14 protein-coding genes are annotated in these 17,863 nt (G+C 45.0%); 13 read left to right on the forward strand and 1 reads right to left on the reverse strand.

The annotated features are described in order from the left end of the window. Window positions 1–26 precede the first annotated feature (26 nt). The 12 genes from ABV001_RS08090 (at window position 27) to ABV001_RS08145 (ending at window position 15,129) form a co-directional block, all read left to right on the forward strand. A complete protein-coding gene (locus tag ABV001_RS08090) occupies window positions 27–1,538 on the forward strand; it encodes a GH3 auxin-responsive promoter family protein (protein WP_352422324.1) in 1,512 nt (503 codons plus the stop codon). A 376-nt stretch (window positions 1,539–1,914) separates the two neighbouring features. After that, the gene (locus ABV001_RS08095) at window positions 1,915–2,730 is read left to right on the forward strand and encodes an outer membrane protein assembly factor BamD (RefSeq protein ID WP_352422325.1); all 816 of its coding nucleotides are present in this window, start codon (window positions 1,915–1,917) and stop codon (window positions 2,728–2,730) included. A 107-nt stretch (window positions 2,731–2,837) separates the two neighbouring features. Then, a complete protein-coding gene (locus ABV001_RS08100; protein WP_352422326.1) occupies window positions 2,838–3,173 on the forward strand; it encodes a DNA-directed RNA polymerase subunit omega in 336 nt (111 codons plus the stop codon). Window position 3,174: 1 nt separating this feature from the next. Next, entirely contained in the window at window positions 3,175–3,630 is a 456-nt protein-coding gene (locus ABV001_RS08105; protein WP_352422327.1) for a DUF4293 domain-containing protein, read from the forward strand. A 273-nt stretch (window positions 3,631–3,903) separates the two neighbouring features. Further along, window positions 3,904–4,818: a M48 family metallopeptidase gene (locus ABV001_RS08110; RefSeq protein WP_352422328.1), complete on the forward strand. Its 915-nt coding sequence runs from the start codon at window positions 3,904–3,906 to the stop codon at window positions 4,816–4,818. Between the two features lie 179 nt (window positions 4,819–4,997). Further along, the gene (locus tag ABV001_RS08115; RefSeq protein ID WP_352422329.1) at window positions 4,998–7,709 is read left to right on the forward strand and encodes a DNA gyrase/topoisomerase IV subunit A; all 2,712 of its coding nucleotides are present in this window, start codon (window positions 4,998–5,000) and stop codon (window positions 7,707–7,709) included. 21 nt (window positions 7,710–7,730) lie between these two features. Further along, a complete protein-coding gene (locus ABV001_RS08120) occupies window positions 7,731–8,576 on the forward strand; it encodes a DUF3316 domain-containing protein (RefSeq protein ID WP_352422330.1) in 846 nt (281 codons plus the stop codon). 240 nt (window positions 8,577–8,816) lie between these two features. Continuing rightward, window positions 8,817–9,989, forward strand: a complete 1,173-nt coding sequence (locus ABV001_RS08125; RefSeq protein ID WP_352422331.1) for a MalY/PatB family protein — start codon at window positions 8,817–8,819, stop codon at window positions 9,987–9,989. 173 nt (window positions 9,990–10,162) lie between these two features. Further along, window positions 10,163–10,774 carry an FKBP-type peptidyl-prolyl cis-trans isomerase gene (locus tag ABV001_RS08130; protein ID WP_352422332.1) on the forward strand — a complete coding sequence of 204 codons (612 nt, stop codon included), beginning with the start codon at window positions 10,163–10,165 and terminating at the stop codon, window positions 10,772–10,774. Between the two features lie 17 nt (window positions 10,775–10,791). Beyond that, window positions 10,792–12,873 (forward strand): cation:proton antiporter, encoded by a 2,082-nt coding sequence (locus tag ABV001_RS08135; RefSeq protein WP_352422333.1) that lies wholly within the window; start codon window positions 10,792–10,794, stop codon window positions 12,871–12,873. A gap of 240 nt (window positions 12,874–13,113) precedes the next feature. Next, window positions 13,114–14,187, forward strand: coding sequence for a chorismate synthase (gene aroC, locus ABV001_RS08140; RefSeq protein ID WP_352422334.1), 1,074 nt, complete (start codon window positions 13,114–13,116; stop codon window positions 14,185–14,187). 75 nt (window positions 14,188–14,262) lie between these two features. Further along, window positions 14,263–15,129: an N-acetylmuramoyl-L-alanine amidase-like domain-containing protein gene (locus ABV001_RS08145; RefSeq protein WP_352422335.1), complete on the forward strand. Its 867-nt coding sequence runs from the start codon at window positions 14,263–14,265 to the stop codon at window positions 15,127–15,129. Between the two features lie 183 nt (window positions 15,130–15,312). Here ABV001_RS08145 and ABV001_RS08150 read toward each other — a convergent pair whose 3' ends face one another. Beyond that, complete coding sequence (locus ABV001_RS08150; RefSeq protein WP_352422336.1) at window positions 15,313–17,028, reverse strand: S41 family peptidase; 1,716 nt, start codon at window positions 17,026–17,028, stop codon at window positions 15,313–15,315. 422 nt (window positions 17,029–17,450) lie between these two features. On the opposite strand from ABV001_RS08150, the gene ABV001_RS08155 reads away from it, so the two are divergent. After that, on the forward strand, window positions 17,451–17,858 hold the full coding sequence (locus tag ABV001_RS08155) for a VanZ family protein (protein ID WP_352422337.1): 408 nt from the start codon (window positions 17,451–17,453) through the stop codon (window positions 17,856–17,858). Window positions 17,859–17,863: the final 5 nt, after the last annotated feature.

The following is a 17,863-nucleotide window of genomic DNA, read 5'->3' on the forward strand; positions in this document are numbered from 1 at the left end:
TTATGCGTTTCAATTCATGATAGAGAATGATTCAAAAAATAACCCGTTCCATACTCACTGGGTATTATAGGCCGGTGAGCAGATTTGTAGAAGATCCGTTGGGCACACAACAACAAACCCTCGATTATTTGCTTAAGCATGGACGGAATACAATCTATGGAAAAGAAAACAATTTTCAATCAATCCGTAACGGCGGTGATTTTGCTGCCCGTATACCGGTTATCTCATACGAAGAGTTACGCCCCTGGCTTGATAGGATAATCCTCCATAAGCAGCGGGATGTACTCTGGGATACTCCAGTGAAATGGTTCGCCATGTCGTCGGGTACTACCGAGGATAAGAGCAAATATATTCCGGTAACCAAAGAATCGTTATATAACGGCAATTACCGTGCAGGTTACCACATGTTGGGAATCTATGCCCACCATCATCCCGATACCGCATTTATATTAGGCAAGACATTGGTAATGGGCGGGAGCCAGCAAATCAACCGCATTGGCGGTAATATTTATACCGGTGATATATCTGCTATCCTGATGAGGAACCTTCCGTTAGTGGCAAAGAGAAGCAGGACGCCCGAAAGTATTGCCCTGTTACCCGACTGGGAAGAAAAACTGCAAAAGTTAACCGACTATGCAGTGAAGGCTGATATCCGTGCCATGGTGGGAGTTCCCTCCTGGATGCTGGTATTGCTGAAAAAGATTGTAGAGGATACCGGCCGGACCATACCTGAATTATGGCCGAACCTGGAAGTGTTTTTCCATGGAGGTGTGGGTTTCCTTCCGTTTCAGGAGCAATATGAAAAATTGATATCCTCGGCAAAGATGTCTTACTGGGAGACCTATAACGCCTCTGAGGGATTCTTTGGTGTGCAGTTCTCTCCTGCCTCCAAAGATATGCTGTTGCTGCTCGATAATGAAGTCTATTATGAATTTATTCCCGAGGGTGAGTGGGACAAGGATAACCCGGTTGCCGTGCCATTGGGCGAGGTGGAAACGGGGAAACAGTATGCTGTAGTAATTTCTACCAGCGGGGGGCTCTGGCGTTACATGATAGGGGATACCATTCAATTTATGTCCACATACCCTTACCTTTTCAAGATTACCGGGCGTACTAAACAGTTCATCAATGCCTTCGGTGAAGAACTGATCGTGGACAATGCCGACAAAGCCATCAATGAAGCATGCCGCCTTACTGGGGCAAAAGTGACCGAATATACCGCTGCGCCGGTTTATTTTGGAGAGCATCGCAATGGCGCTCACGAATGGCTTATTGAGTTTGAAATCCTGCCTGAAGGAGGGCTTGATGAATTTACCCGTATTCTCGACGAGAACCTTAAACGGCTGAATTCTGACTATGAGGCAAAGCGTTCGTATAATCTTTCATTGGGAATGCCGGTTGTAAAAGCCATGGAAAAAGGAACTTTTTACAACTGGATGAAACACAGGGGAAGGATAGGGGGACAAAACAAAGTACCCAAGCTCTCCAATAACCGGAAGTATGTGGATAGTATCTTGGGCTTTGTCAGTTCGAAGTGAATAGGAGAGTTAAGAGTCATGGAATTGAAAATGGACAATGAATAGTGAATAACTAATAGTGAAAAGTGAAGAATGAGTGCCTAGGTGATTAAGTGCCTAGGTGGTTAAGTGGTTAAGTGATTAAGTGGTTAAGTGGTTAAGTGGTTAAGTGGTTAAGTGGTTAAGTGAAAAAGTGTCTCGAGAATTTAGTTCTTAGTTTTTAATTGGTAATTGGTCATTGGTAATTGGTAATTAGTCATTGGTAATTAGTCATTGGTAATTAGTAATTGGTAATTTTAATCATGCCAAATCCTAAAATTGAATAAAAACTGGGGTCTGCTATCCATTAATGAGAAAGATTCAGTAAATTTGCACCCTAAAACCCACTTGTAACGTAATGAGAATAAAACTGTGCTACTTTTTACTGCTTGCTTTGGTGTTGAGTTCCTGCAGCGAGTACAATAAGATTTTGAAAAGTACTGACAGGGACTTGAAATACAGCTATGCCAAAAAGTATTTCGAGGAGGGGAAATACAACCGTTCCATCACCTTGCTTGAAGAGCTGGTCACCTTTATGAAAGGAACGGCACAGGCCGAGGAATCGCTTTATCTTCTGGCTCAGAGCCATTACAACTCAAAAGATTATTATTCCGCGACCCAGTGGTTCACCACCTATTATAACACCTATCCCAGTGGCGAGTATGCTGAACCGGCTCTTTTCTATTCGGCTTACGGTATGTATCTCGATTCGCCCGAAGCCCGTTTGGACCAGACGAAGACTTATACGGCTATTGCGGAATTCCAAAAATATATAGAACGGTATCCGCAGACGGAGAGAGCCGAGCAGGCAAAGACCTACCTGTTTGAGTTACAGGAAAAGTTGGCATATAAAGAATTGAAGGCGGCTGAACTCTATCTGAATCTCGGGAATTATATGGGGAATAATTACGAGTCGGCTGTGATCACTGCCCGTGAGGCAATGAAAAGCTACCCCTTCTCCAAGTATCTGGAGGAATATCAGATGACTATATTACGGGCTCGGTTTGAGTATGCACAGAATAGTACGGTACGGGCACAGCCCGAGCGTTACCGTTTGGTGGTCGATGAATATTTCAATTATAAAAATTCATTTCCGGAAGGTAGGTATATGGCTGAAGCCGATAAGTATTATCGCGAGGCACAAGGAAAGATAGAAGAACTTCCTACTTCCTGATCAATTCAATAAAAAGTTCACATTGAAACCCTCACTTTTCCCATTATAAGAAAAAGAATTTTCGGGGTAGATTCAAAAAAACAGGATAAAACAAGACAATAATAAAAATGGATTACAAGAAAATTGCCGCAAGCACCAACACCGAAACACGCGATGTAATGAGAATGTCGGATCCGGTGGGTAACGTATATGAAATGGTGATGATCATTAGTAAGAGGGCCAATCAGATGGCTGTGGAAATGAAGCAGGATCTCGATGCTAAATTACAGGAATTCGCTTCTTACAGCGATAACTTGGAAGAGGTGTTCGAGAATCATGAACAGATAGAGATCTCCCGTTTCTATGAGAAATTGCCTAAACCCTCTTTACTGGCTATAGAAGAGTGGAAAGAAGGAGAGATTTACTACCGTAATCCTTCAAAGGAAAAAGAAATGTTCGGGTAGTATGTTGCAACGAATCCAATCAGTTTTTCTTCTTTTGGCGGCAGCCGCTATGCTGGTTGCTTCCGTCACTCCTTTGGCCACATTCCTCTATAATACCGATCGGACCGTGTTTGAGGCGTTGGGTATTTACCTGAACGGGCAACTCAACGACTCTACCTGGGGATTGTTCGTCATAGGTGCTGCCAGTTCGGTATTGGCACTTATTACGGTCTTTCTCTACAAAAACAGGATGTTGCAGATACGCTGCTCCATCTTTAATATTATCCTCATGATAGGGTTCTATCTCTATTTCGGATTTATAGTGTACCGGCTCACTTCTGTAGAGACGCTTCATTTTCAGAAAGTTGGTGTAGGAATTATTATGCCTGTAATTGCCATTATCCTCACTATACTTGCTATTCGTAGAATCGGAGCCGACGAAGCGTTGGTTCGGTCGCTCAGCAGACTCAGGAAATAAAAGCGGAAATCTCACGCTGTATCTTATCGTAAGGGTAGCCTGTCGACTATTTATTGACAGGCTACCCTTTTTTATGGGGGATCTCATCACTTTGAATAAGTTTTTTTTATATTTTTGCCAAAATTGATTCCGACAAGTCGGGACAGATGGAAAAGTGGGAAAAGTGGGACAGGTGGAAAAGTGGGACAAGTGGAAAAGGTGAAAAGGTGAAAAGGTGGAAAAGGTGAAAAGGTGAAAAGGTGGAAATTCCAAATCCTTTAAATAATAAATAGTATGGAACCAAAGAGAGTACAAGGAACGATAAAATTCACGCTCGTAATATTTGTCATGGCGCTGTTAATGGAGTCATGCGGAAGCGTACCGTTCACCGGAAGAAAGCAGTTGCAGCTGGTATCCAGCGAAGAGGTACTGGCATTGAGTCTGCAACAATACCAGGATTTTATGCGGACGGCTCCCGTGGAAAGAGGTACAGCCAACGCCCAGATGGTTAACCGTGTCGGGACACGGATCGCCAATGCAGTAAAAACTTTTTATACCAATAACGGTTATGCATCTGAACTCAATGATTATGCATGGGAGTTTAATCTGGTGAAAGATAACAGTGTCAATGCTTTTGCCATGCCGGGCGGTAAGGTAGTCGTTTATACCGGCCTTCTCCCAATTACTCAAACCGAAGAGGCATTGGCGGTAGTTATGGGGCATGAAGTAGCTCATGTGCTTGCCCGCCATTCTGATGAGAGAATGAGCCAGCAGGTGGCTTTGCAGTATGGAGGTGCCATCGCAGGGGGGCTTTTGGGCAACTCGCAGATGATGCAACAACTTGGAAGCACTGTCTTCGGTTTGGGAGCGCAATATGGTGTGATGATGCCTTATGCCCGCAAGCATGAGTATGAAGCCGATGAGATTGGATTGATACTTATGGCGATAGCCGGTTATGATCCCCGTGTGGCAGTCCCTTTCTGGACCAGGATGGCACAGAGTTCAGGTGGGGCCCAGGTACCCGAGGCATTGAGTACGCACCCCAACGACATGAATCGTATTTCCCGTATTGAATCTATTATGCCCAATGCATTACAGTACTATAAAGGGGCGGGTGTAGAGAACAAAACCAAAGAGCCCATCAAGACCAACGTAACGGTACCGGTCGAAACCGGTAAGGCAAAGACTTCCAAAGAGTGGACTTTCTGATTTGGTAATTCTTCTTAAAATTGTTACCTTTGTCCAGCTTCGCCGTTATTCAATAGATATTCGCTTCGCGTTATTTGTGCTTCGCACGTAACAATTGAATAACAGCCGAATAACAACTGAATAACAATTGAATAACAATTGAACAACAACTGAATAACAACCGAACATCAATCGAACAAATGTCCCCAAAATTACCTGATGACGACGATATTAAAGAGAGGGAGGAAAATAGGGAAGAGGATGAAACTCTTTCCCCTGAGTCTTTCTCCGGCTCAAAAGTGCCTGTAAGGCTGGGTGATGATAGTTCACTCAATCTTTCCAAAATGTACCAGAACTGGTTCCTCGATTACGCATCCTACGTGATCCTGGAGCGAGCGGTGCCTCATATCTCCGATGGGCTCAAACCCGTACAGCGTCGTATCCTGCACGCCATGAAGCGCATGGATGATGGTCGCTACAACAAAGTGGCTAACATTATCGGGACGACTATGCAGTATCATCCTCATGGGGATGCCTCTATCGGCGATGCGTTGGTGCAACTGGGACAAAAAGACCTGCTGGTAGATTGTCAGGGTAACTGGGGAAATATTCTTACCGGCGACGGTGCTGCTGCGCCTCGTTATATAGAAGCGCGCCTCAATAAATTTGCTCTCGAAGTGCTCTTCAACCCGAAGACTACAGAATGGAAAGCTTCTTACGATGGTCGTAATAAGGAACCGGTCACACTTCCGGCCAAATTCCCTCTCCTGTTGGTACAGGGTGCCGAAGGGATTGCGGTGGGCCTTTCTTCCAAAATATTGCCCCATAATTTTAATGAGGTGTGTGATGCAGCCGTGAGTTATCTGGAGGAGGAAGAATTCACGCTCTATCCCGATTTTCAGACCGGAGGTTATATAGATGTAGAGAAATACAACGATGGCGAAAGGGGCGGCTCTGTGAAGATCCGCACTACCATCTCCAAGATAGATAACAAGACGTTGGTCATTAAAGATATACCCTACGGGAAAACTACGGCCGGACTGGTCGACTCTATCCTTAAAGCCAACGATAAGGGGAAGATCAAGATCAAAAAGGTGGACGACATCACTGCCCAGAATGTGGAGATCCATGTACAACTGGCTCCGGGCGTATCTTCCGACAAAACAATCGATGCGCTTTATGCCTTTACCGATTGTGAGATCAGTATCTCTCCCAACTGTTGCGTCATTGACGATAACAGGCCCCATTTCCTTACCGTGAGCGATGTGTTGCGCTCGTCCGTGGATACTACCCGGGAGCTGCTGCGCCGCGAACTGGAAATTGAAAAAGGTGAAAAACAGGAGGCACTCCTGTTTGCATCACTCGAAAAGATATTTATCGAAGAGCGTATCTATAAGGATAAGGAGTTCGAGAACGCCAAAAACATGGATGTAGCCATAGCCCATATCGATCAACGCCTCGAACCTTATAAGGCTTCTTTCCTCCGTGAAATCACCCGGGACGATATTCTCAGGTTGATGGAGATCAGGATGGGACGTATCCTCAAATTCAACTCCGACAAATCAGATGAATTGATTGCCAGGTTGAAAGAGGAGATAGGTGAGATCGACCATAACCTGGCCCACCTTGTCGATTATACGATCGCCTGGTTCCTGATGCTCAAAGAAAAGTACGGTAAGAATTTTCCGCGTCGTACTATCATCCGCAGTTTCGAAAATATCGAAGCGACCAAGGTGGTGGAAGCGAATGAGAAATTGTATGTAAACCGGGAAGAGGGTTTTATCGGGACCGGTATGAAAAAAGATGAATTTGTCTGCAACTGCTCCGATATCGATGATATTATTGTCTTTTTCAAAGATGGTAAATACAAGGTGTTGAAGGTAAGTGACAAGATGTTCGTGGGTAAAGGTATCCTCTATGCCGGCGTCTTCAAAAGGAACGATAAGCGTACCATCTATAATGTGGTGTACCGCGACGGTAAAAAAGGGCCGCACTACATCAAACGGTTTGCCGTTATCGGCGTTAACCGGGATAAGGAATATGATCTTACCCGGGGAGAAGCGGGTTCACGTATCGCCTACTTCAGTGTCAATCCCAATGGTGAGGCCGAAACGATTAAAGTGATCCTGAAACCCAAGCCACGCATGCGTATCCTGCAGTTCGAAAAAGATTTCAGTGAGATCGAGATCAAGGGGCGGCAGGCTATGGGTAATATCCTTACCAAAGCCGATGTACACCGCATCCAGCTTAAACAGAAAGGCGTATCAACACTTGGTGGCCGTAAGGTATGGTTCGATCCCGATGTCTTCCGTCTCAATTATGAAGGTAGCGGTAAATTCCTCGGTGAGTTCCAGGGCGACGATATGATCCTGGTGGTCACTACCGACGGTGAATATTACATCTGTAATTTTGATCTCACCAATCATTTTCCCCATAAGATACTCCATATTGAGAAGTTCGATGAGCATAAAGTCTGGACAGCAGCACTCTTTGATGCCGATCAGGGATATGCCTATCTTAAACGGTTCACTTTTGAACCTTCGGAAAAACCGCTTCGCTTTGTGGGAGATAACCCCGATTCCAGTTTGTTCCTCCTGACCGATACGGTGTATCCGAGGATCAAAGCAATCTTTGGCGGGCATGACGATTTTCGTGAGCCGCTGGAGATTGAAGTGGAGGAATTCATCGGCGTAAAAGGGTATAAGGCAAAAGGTAAACGTATCTCCAATTACGAGGTAAGGGAGGTGGAGGAACTGGAGCCTCTCCGTTTTCCCGAACCGAAAGAAGAGGCACAACAGGCAATGAAAGTGGAGATTGCTGAAGAGAATGGTGATGGTGAGGAGAATGGCGAACAGGATATCTCCGATGCTGATTTACGCGATGAGATCACCGGCCAGATGAAATTGTTTTAATGCTGCAGATAAAAAAACAATATGAAGAAAACGGCTCTACTGCTTAGTGTATGGATGGGCAGCCTATGTGCGACGATCTCTCAGGAGAACCATGCCCCCGTACTTCCGGTAGACCCTGTCAACCAAGCTACCCTTTTGGGTGTCGGAAAGTCGTTCCTAAACGACACTTACCTCTCGCCACTCAAATATAGCGGCATCAGCATAGCGCTCATGCACGACCGCATTAAAGGGACCTCTTATTTCAACGGCAACCTGCTCTTGCAGCAGCAGTTCCTTATACAGACGGCCATCACTAAAAATCCCACAGCCTCGGCTTCGGAATATTATGGCAACCTTGATTATAGGCTTACCGGATTTTATCCCCTGTTCGCCGGTGGAAATCTGAGGATTTACGGCGGCGGTGGGTTGGAAGCATCACTGGGGGGCGTATATAACACCAGGAATTCCAATAATCCCGGTTCACTGAAGGTATCCACCAATCTCAACCTTTCGGCTATGGCTATCTACAACTGGAAGAGTTTTACCTTCCGGTGGCAGTTGGCCACTCCTTTTGCCGGCATATTCTTTTCTCCTGAGTACGGGCATTCCTATTATGAAATATTCCAGCTCGGAAATAATAAAGGAACCGTTCATTTCGGTTCTTTCCATAATCAACAGGCATTACGCAACTATTTTTCTGTCGATATTCCGATGCAGCGCATGACCATTCGTGCCGCATATTTGGGAGATTACTATAAAACCGACGTGAATGAACTTATTACCCGTATTGTAACCCATCAATTCATGATCGGACTTGCAGTGGAATCTCTCAATATCGGTGGGAAAAGGGTACGTAATAATCCGTCACTACCCTCGGTGTATTATTAGTGGAAAAGTGGGAGAGTGGAAAAGTGGGAGAGTGGAAAAGTGGGAGAGTGGGAGAGTGGAAAAGTGGGAGAGTGGTCGTTCTTAGTCCTACATTCCGAATCCCAAGTCCGACCATCCTCAATCTAGAATAGTCTTGGACATTGAGTCTTGGTTCTTGGTTTTAAAAGTCTTGGTTCTAAAAGTCATGGTTCTTGGTTCTAAAAGTCTTAATTCTTAATTCTTAATTTTTAATTTAAAAAGATGCAATATAATTTTGATGAAATAGTAGATCGTGCGGGCAGTAATGCTGTCAAATTAGAGAGATTGAAACCTGTCTTCGGACAGGAGGATCTTATCCCGTTATGGGTAGCGGATATGGATTTCAAATCCCCGCCGGCTATTATAGAAGCGCTGAAGCAACGCGTGGAACATGGCGTCTTTGGTTATACGATCCCTTCTGAAGAGTACACCTCTTCCATTGTCAATTGGCTTGGAAGACGCCACCATTGGCAGGTAAAAAGGGAACATATCAATTTTGTGCCTGGTGTGGTCAAGGGATTTGCCTTTGCCATCGATGAATTCACAGGGAAGGGAGATAAAATTATCATACAACCTCCCGTATATCATCCATTTCGTATTGTTACCTCCTCGCTTGAACGTGAGGTGGTGAATAATCCGCTTATCCTCGATAACGGGCAGTACAGGATGGATTTCGAAGGTTTGCGCAATATCGTTTCCGGCAACGATTGTAAAATGCTGATCCTTTGCAATCCTCACAACCCTGGTGGTAGGGTCTGGTCTCCTTCTGAACTGAACGAACTGGCCGATATCTGTTACGAAAATAATATATTGGTGGTTTCCGATGAGATCCATGCCGATTTGGCGCTGCCGGGATACCAGCATACCCCCTTTGCCTCGGTTTCTGAAAAGTCCAAAGAGATTTCGCTTACGCTTATGGCGCCCAGCAAAACATTTAATATCGCCGGTATTGTGAGTTCCTTTGCGGTCATCACTAATAAAACAATCAGAGAGAGATATCTGGCTTATCTCGAACCACGGGAGTTGCAGCAGGGCACTATCTTTGCTTTTACGGCTACCCATGCCGCTTACGACGAATGTGAGGAGTGGCTCGACCAGATGCTTGCTTATGTACAGGGCAATGTCGATTTTGTGGATAACTACCTGAAAGAGAATATCCCCGAGATAAAAGCAATCCAGCCTGAAGCCTCTTTCCTTGTATGGCTCGATTGTCGTTCGCTTAACCTATCCCAACGGGAACTTGTGAAACTTTTCATAGAGAAGGCTCACCTGGCGTTGAACGATGGTACCATGTTCGGTCCGGGCGGAGAGGGTTTTATGCGTCTTAATGTGGGATGTCCGCGCAGCCTCCTCGAAAAGGGATTAAATAATTTAAAAAAAGCAGTATGCCCCTAAACATCGGTGGAACTTAGTTGTTCTTAAGGTGAAAAGGGTGGAAAGGTGGAAATCTGCGAGTAAGTGAGGGCAAAGTAAGTTTACTTAAATTTGCCGGGCGGTAGCAGATTGCGCGAAGCGAAAAGTAAAGAAAGGAAATCAATTTAATAATCCAAATATAATAAGTAGAAATAATGGAAGTATCAGATAATAAATATGTTACGGTTGTATATGACCTTAATGTGGGCGAAGGTGAAGAACGTGAATTGATGGAGCGTGCTACTGCGGAACAACCGCTGGAATTTATTTTCGGCACCAATTCCATGCTGGAAGCGTTCGAAAGTCAACTCAGGGGACTTTCCCAAGGTGATAAATTTTCTTTCCGGCTTACTCCGGAAGAGGCCTACGGAGATTATGACGACACCAAAGTAATTGAACTGCCCAAAAATATCTTCGAAATCGATGGGAAAATCGATGGAGAAGTGTTGTTTGAAGGAAATACGCTTCCCATGATGGATTCCTCCGGTAACCGGCTTATGGGATCCGTTGTCTCCATCGGCGACGAGGTGGTTACGATGGACTTTAACCATCCTCTGGCAGGTGAAATTATGCATTTTGAAGGGGCTGTCATGGGAGTGCGGGAGGCCTCTGTAGAAGAGATCGCTGCCCTCTTCTCAGGAGGTGGCTGCGGCTGTGGATCCGGTGGATGCGGTTCCGGCGAAGAAGGAGGCTGTGGTTGCGGATCTTCCGACGAGAGCTATGCCGGTGGTTGCGGCTGTGGTTCCGGCGGTTGTGGTAGCTGTTGACCAATGAATACTCCCCGATGATATTAGCGCTCGATTTATCTCTACCCATCCATAATCCTACGGTACAATTTTTGATCTTGTTCGTGATCGTATTGTTGGCACCTATACTGTTCAACAAGATCAGGATACCTTCACTGATAGGGTTGATTATTGCGGGGGCTGTTATCGGTCCTTATGGGATTGGTTTGATGCTGCGCGACAGTAACATGATCATGCTGGGTAATGCCGGCTTGCTTTATATCATGTTTCTTGCCGGTATAGAGATCGACGTGGCCGAATTTAAGAAGAACAGTTCGAAGAGTTTGGTATTCGGAATGCTCACTTTCTTGATCCCCATGATTATCGGTATTTTTGCCGGATTGTACCTGCTTGACCTATCGCTTATCTCTTCCGTACTGCTGGCAAGTATGTTTGCATCCCATACACTTGTGGCATATCCCATCATCAGTAAGTTGGGGGCGGGGAAGAATAGGGCTGTCACCGTAGCGGTGGGAGGCACAATGATTACTGATACACTATCGTTATTGGTACTGGCCATCATTATTAGTATGAACGAAGGGCAGGTCACTTCTGCCTTTTGGACACAGATGACCCTTTCACTGATTGTTTTTTCACTGGTAGTTATCTTTCTTTTTCCTATTATCGGCAGATGGTTTTTCAAGAATTTTCATGATAGCACCTCACAATTCATTTTTGTGCTGACGATGATATTTCTTGGTGGTTTCCTTGCTGAATTAGCCGGAATTGAAGCCATTATCGGGGCTTTTCTCACAGGACTTTCTATGAACAGGCTTATCCCGCATGTATCTTCATTGATGAACAGGATCGGTTTCGTGGGAAATGCTATTTTTATTCCCATATTTCTTATCAGCGTGGGGATGCTTATCGATTACCACGCTTTCATCACTGGCCTCGAGACCCTTAAGGTGGCAGTAGTAATGACCGTTGTGGCGATACTTGCCAAATTCCTGGCTGCATGGGCTACACAAAAGATTTACGGCTATTCCAAAGCGGAGCGGATGCTGATATTCGGGCTCAGCAATGCCCAGGCGGCCGCCACGCTGGCTGCGATAATGGTGGGACACAGGGTGGGGTTACTCGACGATAATATCCTGAATGGTACTATCGTTATGATCCTTGTCACTTGTACCATTGCGTCTTTCCGCGCACAGAAAGGTGCAGTGGAGGTATCTCTTGCAGAAGGAATGTCTAAAAAGGAAGAAGGGAGCCCTGATGAACGCATTCTTATCCCTATAGCCAATAAAGATACGCTCAGGGACCTGGTCGATCTAAGTCTTACTATTAAATCCAAGGCCAATATCAGTAATCTTTATGCGCTCAATATTGTAAAGAGTAATGAATCTACCCCCGAGTCAGAAAAAACATCCGAAAAACTGCTTGAAGAGGCAGTCATACTGGGTGCGGCTGCCGATACGGTAGTCCACCCCTTGAAGCGGTATGATATGAATATTCTCAATGGTATCCTTGGGATAGTCAAGAAATATTCCATTACCGATATTGTGATGGGACTTCACGTAAAACAGGAGATAACCGAGTCTTTCCTTGGATATCTTGTGGAAGGAGTGCTCGATAACAGCCAGTCCACCCTTTTCATATACAAAGCCATCCAACCACTGGGTACGGTCAAACGCAGATTGGTCGTTATTCCACCCAATGCGGATAAAGAGGTCGGTTTTTCATTGTGGTTATCTAAAATATGGAATTTGGGTCGTAATTCGGGTGGTAAACTCAGTTTTTTTACCAACCGGGAAATACTTAATACGCTTCGTAATGTGCATAAGGTACATCCTATTGATGCTGATTTCAATGAGTTTGAAGGATGGAGAGATTTTATCAGATTGACAAAAGAAATCGGTAAAGATGAAGGATTGGTCATTGTGATGAGCCGCCAACGGAAAATATCCTATGATCCTGCCATGCGTAATATTCCCGATTATATCAACAAACACTTCATAAACAATAATTTCATGTTGCTCTATCCGGTACAATCGGCTTCTGTAGGAGATTATCATAACGATTTGACCAATGTCTCCCTGATAGTTCCTTCGGTGGTCAATGATAATGGCTTCGGCGATTAGTGATAGTAGCTTCGGCGATTAGTGATAGTAGCTTCGGTGATTAGTGATAGTAGCTTCGGTGATTAGTGATAGTAGCTTCGGTGATTAGTGATGGTGGCTTCGGTGATTAGTGATAGTGCTTTGGTAATCAATGGTAATGCATTTTGCGTGATAAAGAGATAATTGGTCATTGGTAATTAATCATTGGTCATTGGTAATTAGTCATTGGTAATTAGTAATTGGTAATTGGTAATTAAAATAATGAATACATTCGGAACAATATTCAGGTTGACATCATTCGGCGAGTCGCATGGTGTTGGAGTGGGAGGAGTTATCGATGGCTGTCCTCCGGGGGTGGAGGTCGATATGGACTTTATACAGTCGGAACTCGACAGGCGCCGTCCCGGCCAGTCCCGTATAACTACACCCAGGAAAGAGTCGGATACGGTGGAATTTCTATCGGGTATATTTGAAAATAAAACTACCGGAGCACCTATTGGTTTTCTGGTGCGGAACGAGAACCAACAGTCGTCTGATTACGACAATATTAAAGAGGCTTTCCGGCCTTCGCATGCCGATTTTACCTATCAGGAGAAGTATGGCATCCGTGACTACCGTGGCGGCGGCAGATCATCTGCCCGGGAAACCATTGCCCGTGTGGTGGCGGGGGCTGTGGCAAAGCTTTATCTGCGCCGACTCAATATAGATATTACAGCCTATACTTCACAGGTAGGCGATATTGCCTTAGAGAACGATTACAGGATATACGACCTTTCGCGTACGGAAGAAAATTTTGTTCGCTGTCCCGATCCCGATATGGCGGAACAGATGATCAAGCTGATTCAGGAGGTACGCTATCAGGGGGATACTATCGGCGGCACTGTCACGTGTGTGGTCAAAGGCACGCCGGTAGGGTTGGGCGAGCCGGTCTTTGGCAAGCTCCATGCCATGTTAGGCTCAGCGATGTTAAGTATCAATGCCGTCAAAGGTTTTGAATATGGCTCCGGATTCAATGTTTCTGCCCGCGGGTCTGAGGTGAACGACTCTTTCTATAATGACAATGGCAAGGTAGGTACCCGCACAAATCATTCCGGAGGTATCCAGGCCGGTATTTCCAATGGACAGGATATCTATTTCCGCGTGGCTTTCAAGCCGGTTTCCACCATCCTCCGGGAACAGCAGACAGTAGATATGCAAGGCAATGATACAATCATTAAAGCGCGTGGCCGGCATGATCCTTGTGTGTTGCCGCGTGCAGTCCCTATCGTGGAAGCCATGGCGGCTATTACCCTTCTGGATGCTTACCTGCTCTCGAAAACTACAGCCCCGCTTTGATGATTCACGGGACTTGGGGACTGGGTAATCAGGTGTCTAGGTGGAACTTTATTCTTTACTCTTTATTCTAAAAAAATGAGTAAGCAGATTATTTTTTTCTCGATGATGGCAGTTGCAGTGGCTTTTTCCTCTGTGATTAATGCTGGTAGCCTTCCTAAAACCGTTTATACTCCTGAAGACCGGCAGATATTCGATCGTTATATTGCCTATATTGGTCCGTGGCAATCAGCACATACCGACAGCCTGCTTGAGAAGACGGCTCTCTTCTTTTTGGATACTCCTTATGTTCCCCATACGCTGGAGATGCCCGGTGAAGAGAAATTGGTAGTCAACCTGCGTGAGTTCGACTGTACCACTTTCGTTGAATCGGTGATCGCCCTGGTACGTACTGCCCGTTCGGATAATCCTGATTTTGATACTTTCCTCAATGAATTACAATGCATCCGCTATCGTGGCGGCAACCTGCAGGGATATACCTCACGACTACACTACACCTCCGACTGGCTTTATGATAATGAGAAGAAAGGGTTGTTGAAAAACCGCTCTGCCGGATTAGGCGGCATCAGGGAAGAGAAAACGATTGATTTCATGACTACCCATCGCGATGCTTACAGGCAATTGAAAGATGATGATATGTTACTCAGGCAGATGCAAGTGATAGAAAACAATATCAATGAACGGAATGGATTTTATTATCTGTCCAAACGGTCCATAGCCGATAAAACTTCTATAATCCCCCATATGTCTGTGGTTGCCTTTTCCACAAGTATTGCCGGGCTGGATGTTACCCATATGGGTTTTACTTTTCGCAAAGGAGGCAGGCTCTCTTTTGTACATGCCTCATCCACCCGGAAAAAAGTAGTGGTCGACCAAAAGAATCTCAACGACTATTGTGCCGGTCAATCTTCCTGTACCGGTATCATCGTTGCAGTTGTAAATTAGTCACTTAACCACCTCACTTAACCACCTCACCACCTAGGCACCTTTCCACCTTTCGCTTCGCGCAATCTGCTACCGCTCGGCAAATTTAAGTAAACTTACTTTGCCCTCACTTACTCGCAGATTTCCACCTCACCACTCAGGCACCTCACCACTCAGGCACTTAACCACCCAGGTACCTAACCTTCACGAATACTGGTTTTTCAGTTTCTCTTTTATTTCCGTAGCAGGAGGTACCTTTGATGATTGAGGCTGGAGTATCGACTGATACATTTCCTGATTAAGCAAAATCTCCACGGCCTTGCTATACACTTTGTCATCGGACAGTTGATGCTGAAGCACTCCCTTCTTATAGTAATAACGTTGTACGATCTCCGATTCGATCATGTTGGTAATATCTTCTTTAAAGAGTTCCAGGTCACGATCCAGGTTGGCATGCAATTTAGCCTCTAACGCGGTGAATTCTTCTTTTGCCACATCCATATATCCTTCGAATTCCATCATGCTCTTCAGTTGTTGCAGTGAACGTTCGCTCAACTGGTCATATTCGAAATCACGTTTCTTTACGAACTCCTTAAACGTTTCGTAGTCACTCTCCGGAAGCCTGAATTGATGGGGTGGGGCAATCTCTTTATGTTGTTGCACCCATTCTGTCACATAATCAAAAATCACATTATCCGTCATCAGGTAAAATGCAATTGTTCCCCCCGTAGGCTGTGGAATGGTGATATCAGGTGTAATTCCTCCCCCGTCGCGTACTTCACGTCCATTCCGTGTTTTAAATACATTGGTCAGGGAGTCGGGTACTCGTGCTACACTTCCGTCGGGGTTACGGTGTGAATAGTCCAGCGCCTGAATGCAGCGCCCGCTGGGGATATAATATTTTGAAGTAGTGATCTTGATGTTACCGCCGTATGGCAAGTCACGCGGAGTCTGCACTAATCCCTTTCCGAATGACCGGTTACCTACGATCACCGCCCGGTCGAGATCCTGAAGGCCTCCCGCTACGATTTCCGACGCAGATGCCGACCCCGTATCTATCAATACCACGATAGGAATGATTTTATCCAATGGCTGATTGCGTGTCAGGTAGGTCCTGTCCCACTGTTTTAACTTTCCCTTGGTGGATACGATTTCTTCCTCTTTCGGAACAAACAGATTCACTACATCCACCGCTTCGTCCAGAATACCACCTCCGTTACCGCGGAGGTCCATGATCAACGATGTAGCTCCTTTCTCTTTCAGGTCCTGTACCGTTTTCCTGACCCGGTCGGCACTTCGTGTGGTGAAACTGCTGAAATGAAAATAACCGATCTTGTCATCGGTCACTCCAGAGTAAGTGATGGGATCGACTTCGATCTTTTCCCGTAGTATATTCAATTTCCGGTCTTTCTTTTCCCCCGGTCGACGGATTGTTAACTCTATTGATGTCCCCGGCGTTCCTTTCAACTTGTCGCTCACCTCTTTTACCGTTGATTTCCGCATATCATTTCCGTCAATCTCAAGGATGGCATCGCCCGCTTTAAGTCCCGCTTTATCTGCAGCAAGTCCCTCATACGGCTCATTGATCACTACCTGTCCATTGTTGTAAGATATGATAGCTCCGATACCTCCATATTCCCCCGTGGTCATAAATTGGAGGTCCTCCATATTCTCTTCTGCATAATATTCGGTATAAGGATCCAGACGGGTTAGCATACTACGGATACCGCCCTGTACCAGGTTGTTCACCTCTACACTGTCTACGTAAAACATATCCAATTCCCGCACTACAGAGTTAAAGATGTCAATATTCTTATTGATGTCGAAATAACGTTGATTTTTATTCTCTGTCGGCGCCTGAGCTTCTATCGTTTGAAGTGCCGTAAGAGCCGCTAGTATACAAAAAATTGCTTTTCTCATATAAAATTCATTATTTTAGAACCAAGACTTATAGAACCAAGACTTTTAGAACCAGGACTTATAGAACCAAGAGCCAAGACTATTTTAGAATGGGGATTGGGGATGAAGGACTTGGAATTGGGAATATAGGATTTAGGAACGACCATTCTCCCGCTCTCCTTGTCTCTCTTTCATCCGGTCATTTTTCCACCTTTCCACTTTATAAACCGCAAAGGAACAAATTTTTGATGAAAATGAAATATAGTTTTAGTTATATGTTTATAAATCCATGGTTGGGCCCATTTTTATAAGTCTTTATTTTAAAAATATCCCTTCCACAACACTTTCATAAATTGGAAAAGTGGTAAACGGAAGTATATTTCGCAACAAAAACAGCAGGTTTATTGTTATCTTTGAAGTTTCTTTCAGATTAATTCTTGTTTATGAAGACTCTACTCCGTTATACATTCCTTCCTTTGCTCATAGTTGTAATTATTTTTATTGCTACCTGTCTTATTTCTTCTTCCCAGATACCCGGTATGCCCGAAGGTATTCCGTGGGATAAGCTGGTACACTTTGGTATGTTCTTTGTCCTTTCATCTGTCTCACTGATCGGTTATTACAGGTTGTACAACGAAAATCCACCCACTTTACGGTGGATCTTCTGGGGATTTTTTATTCCCGTATTTTATGGAGGAGCAATCGAGTTATTGCAGAAGTATTTCTTTGCATCCCGCAGTGCGGAATGGGCCGACTGGATTGCCGATATTCTCGGCTCGCTGGTAGCGACAGTGATAGTAATTATTTTCTTTAAAAAACGACGATATTCGGGAAAAAATATATCTTTGTGAAGTCG

Origin of the sequence: Proteiniphilum sp. (assembly GCF_040307845.1) — a bacterium.
GTDB lineage: Bacteria > Bacteroidota > Bacteroidia > Bacteroidales > Dysgonomonadaceae > Proteiniphilum.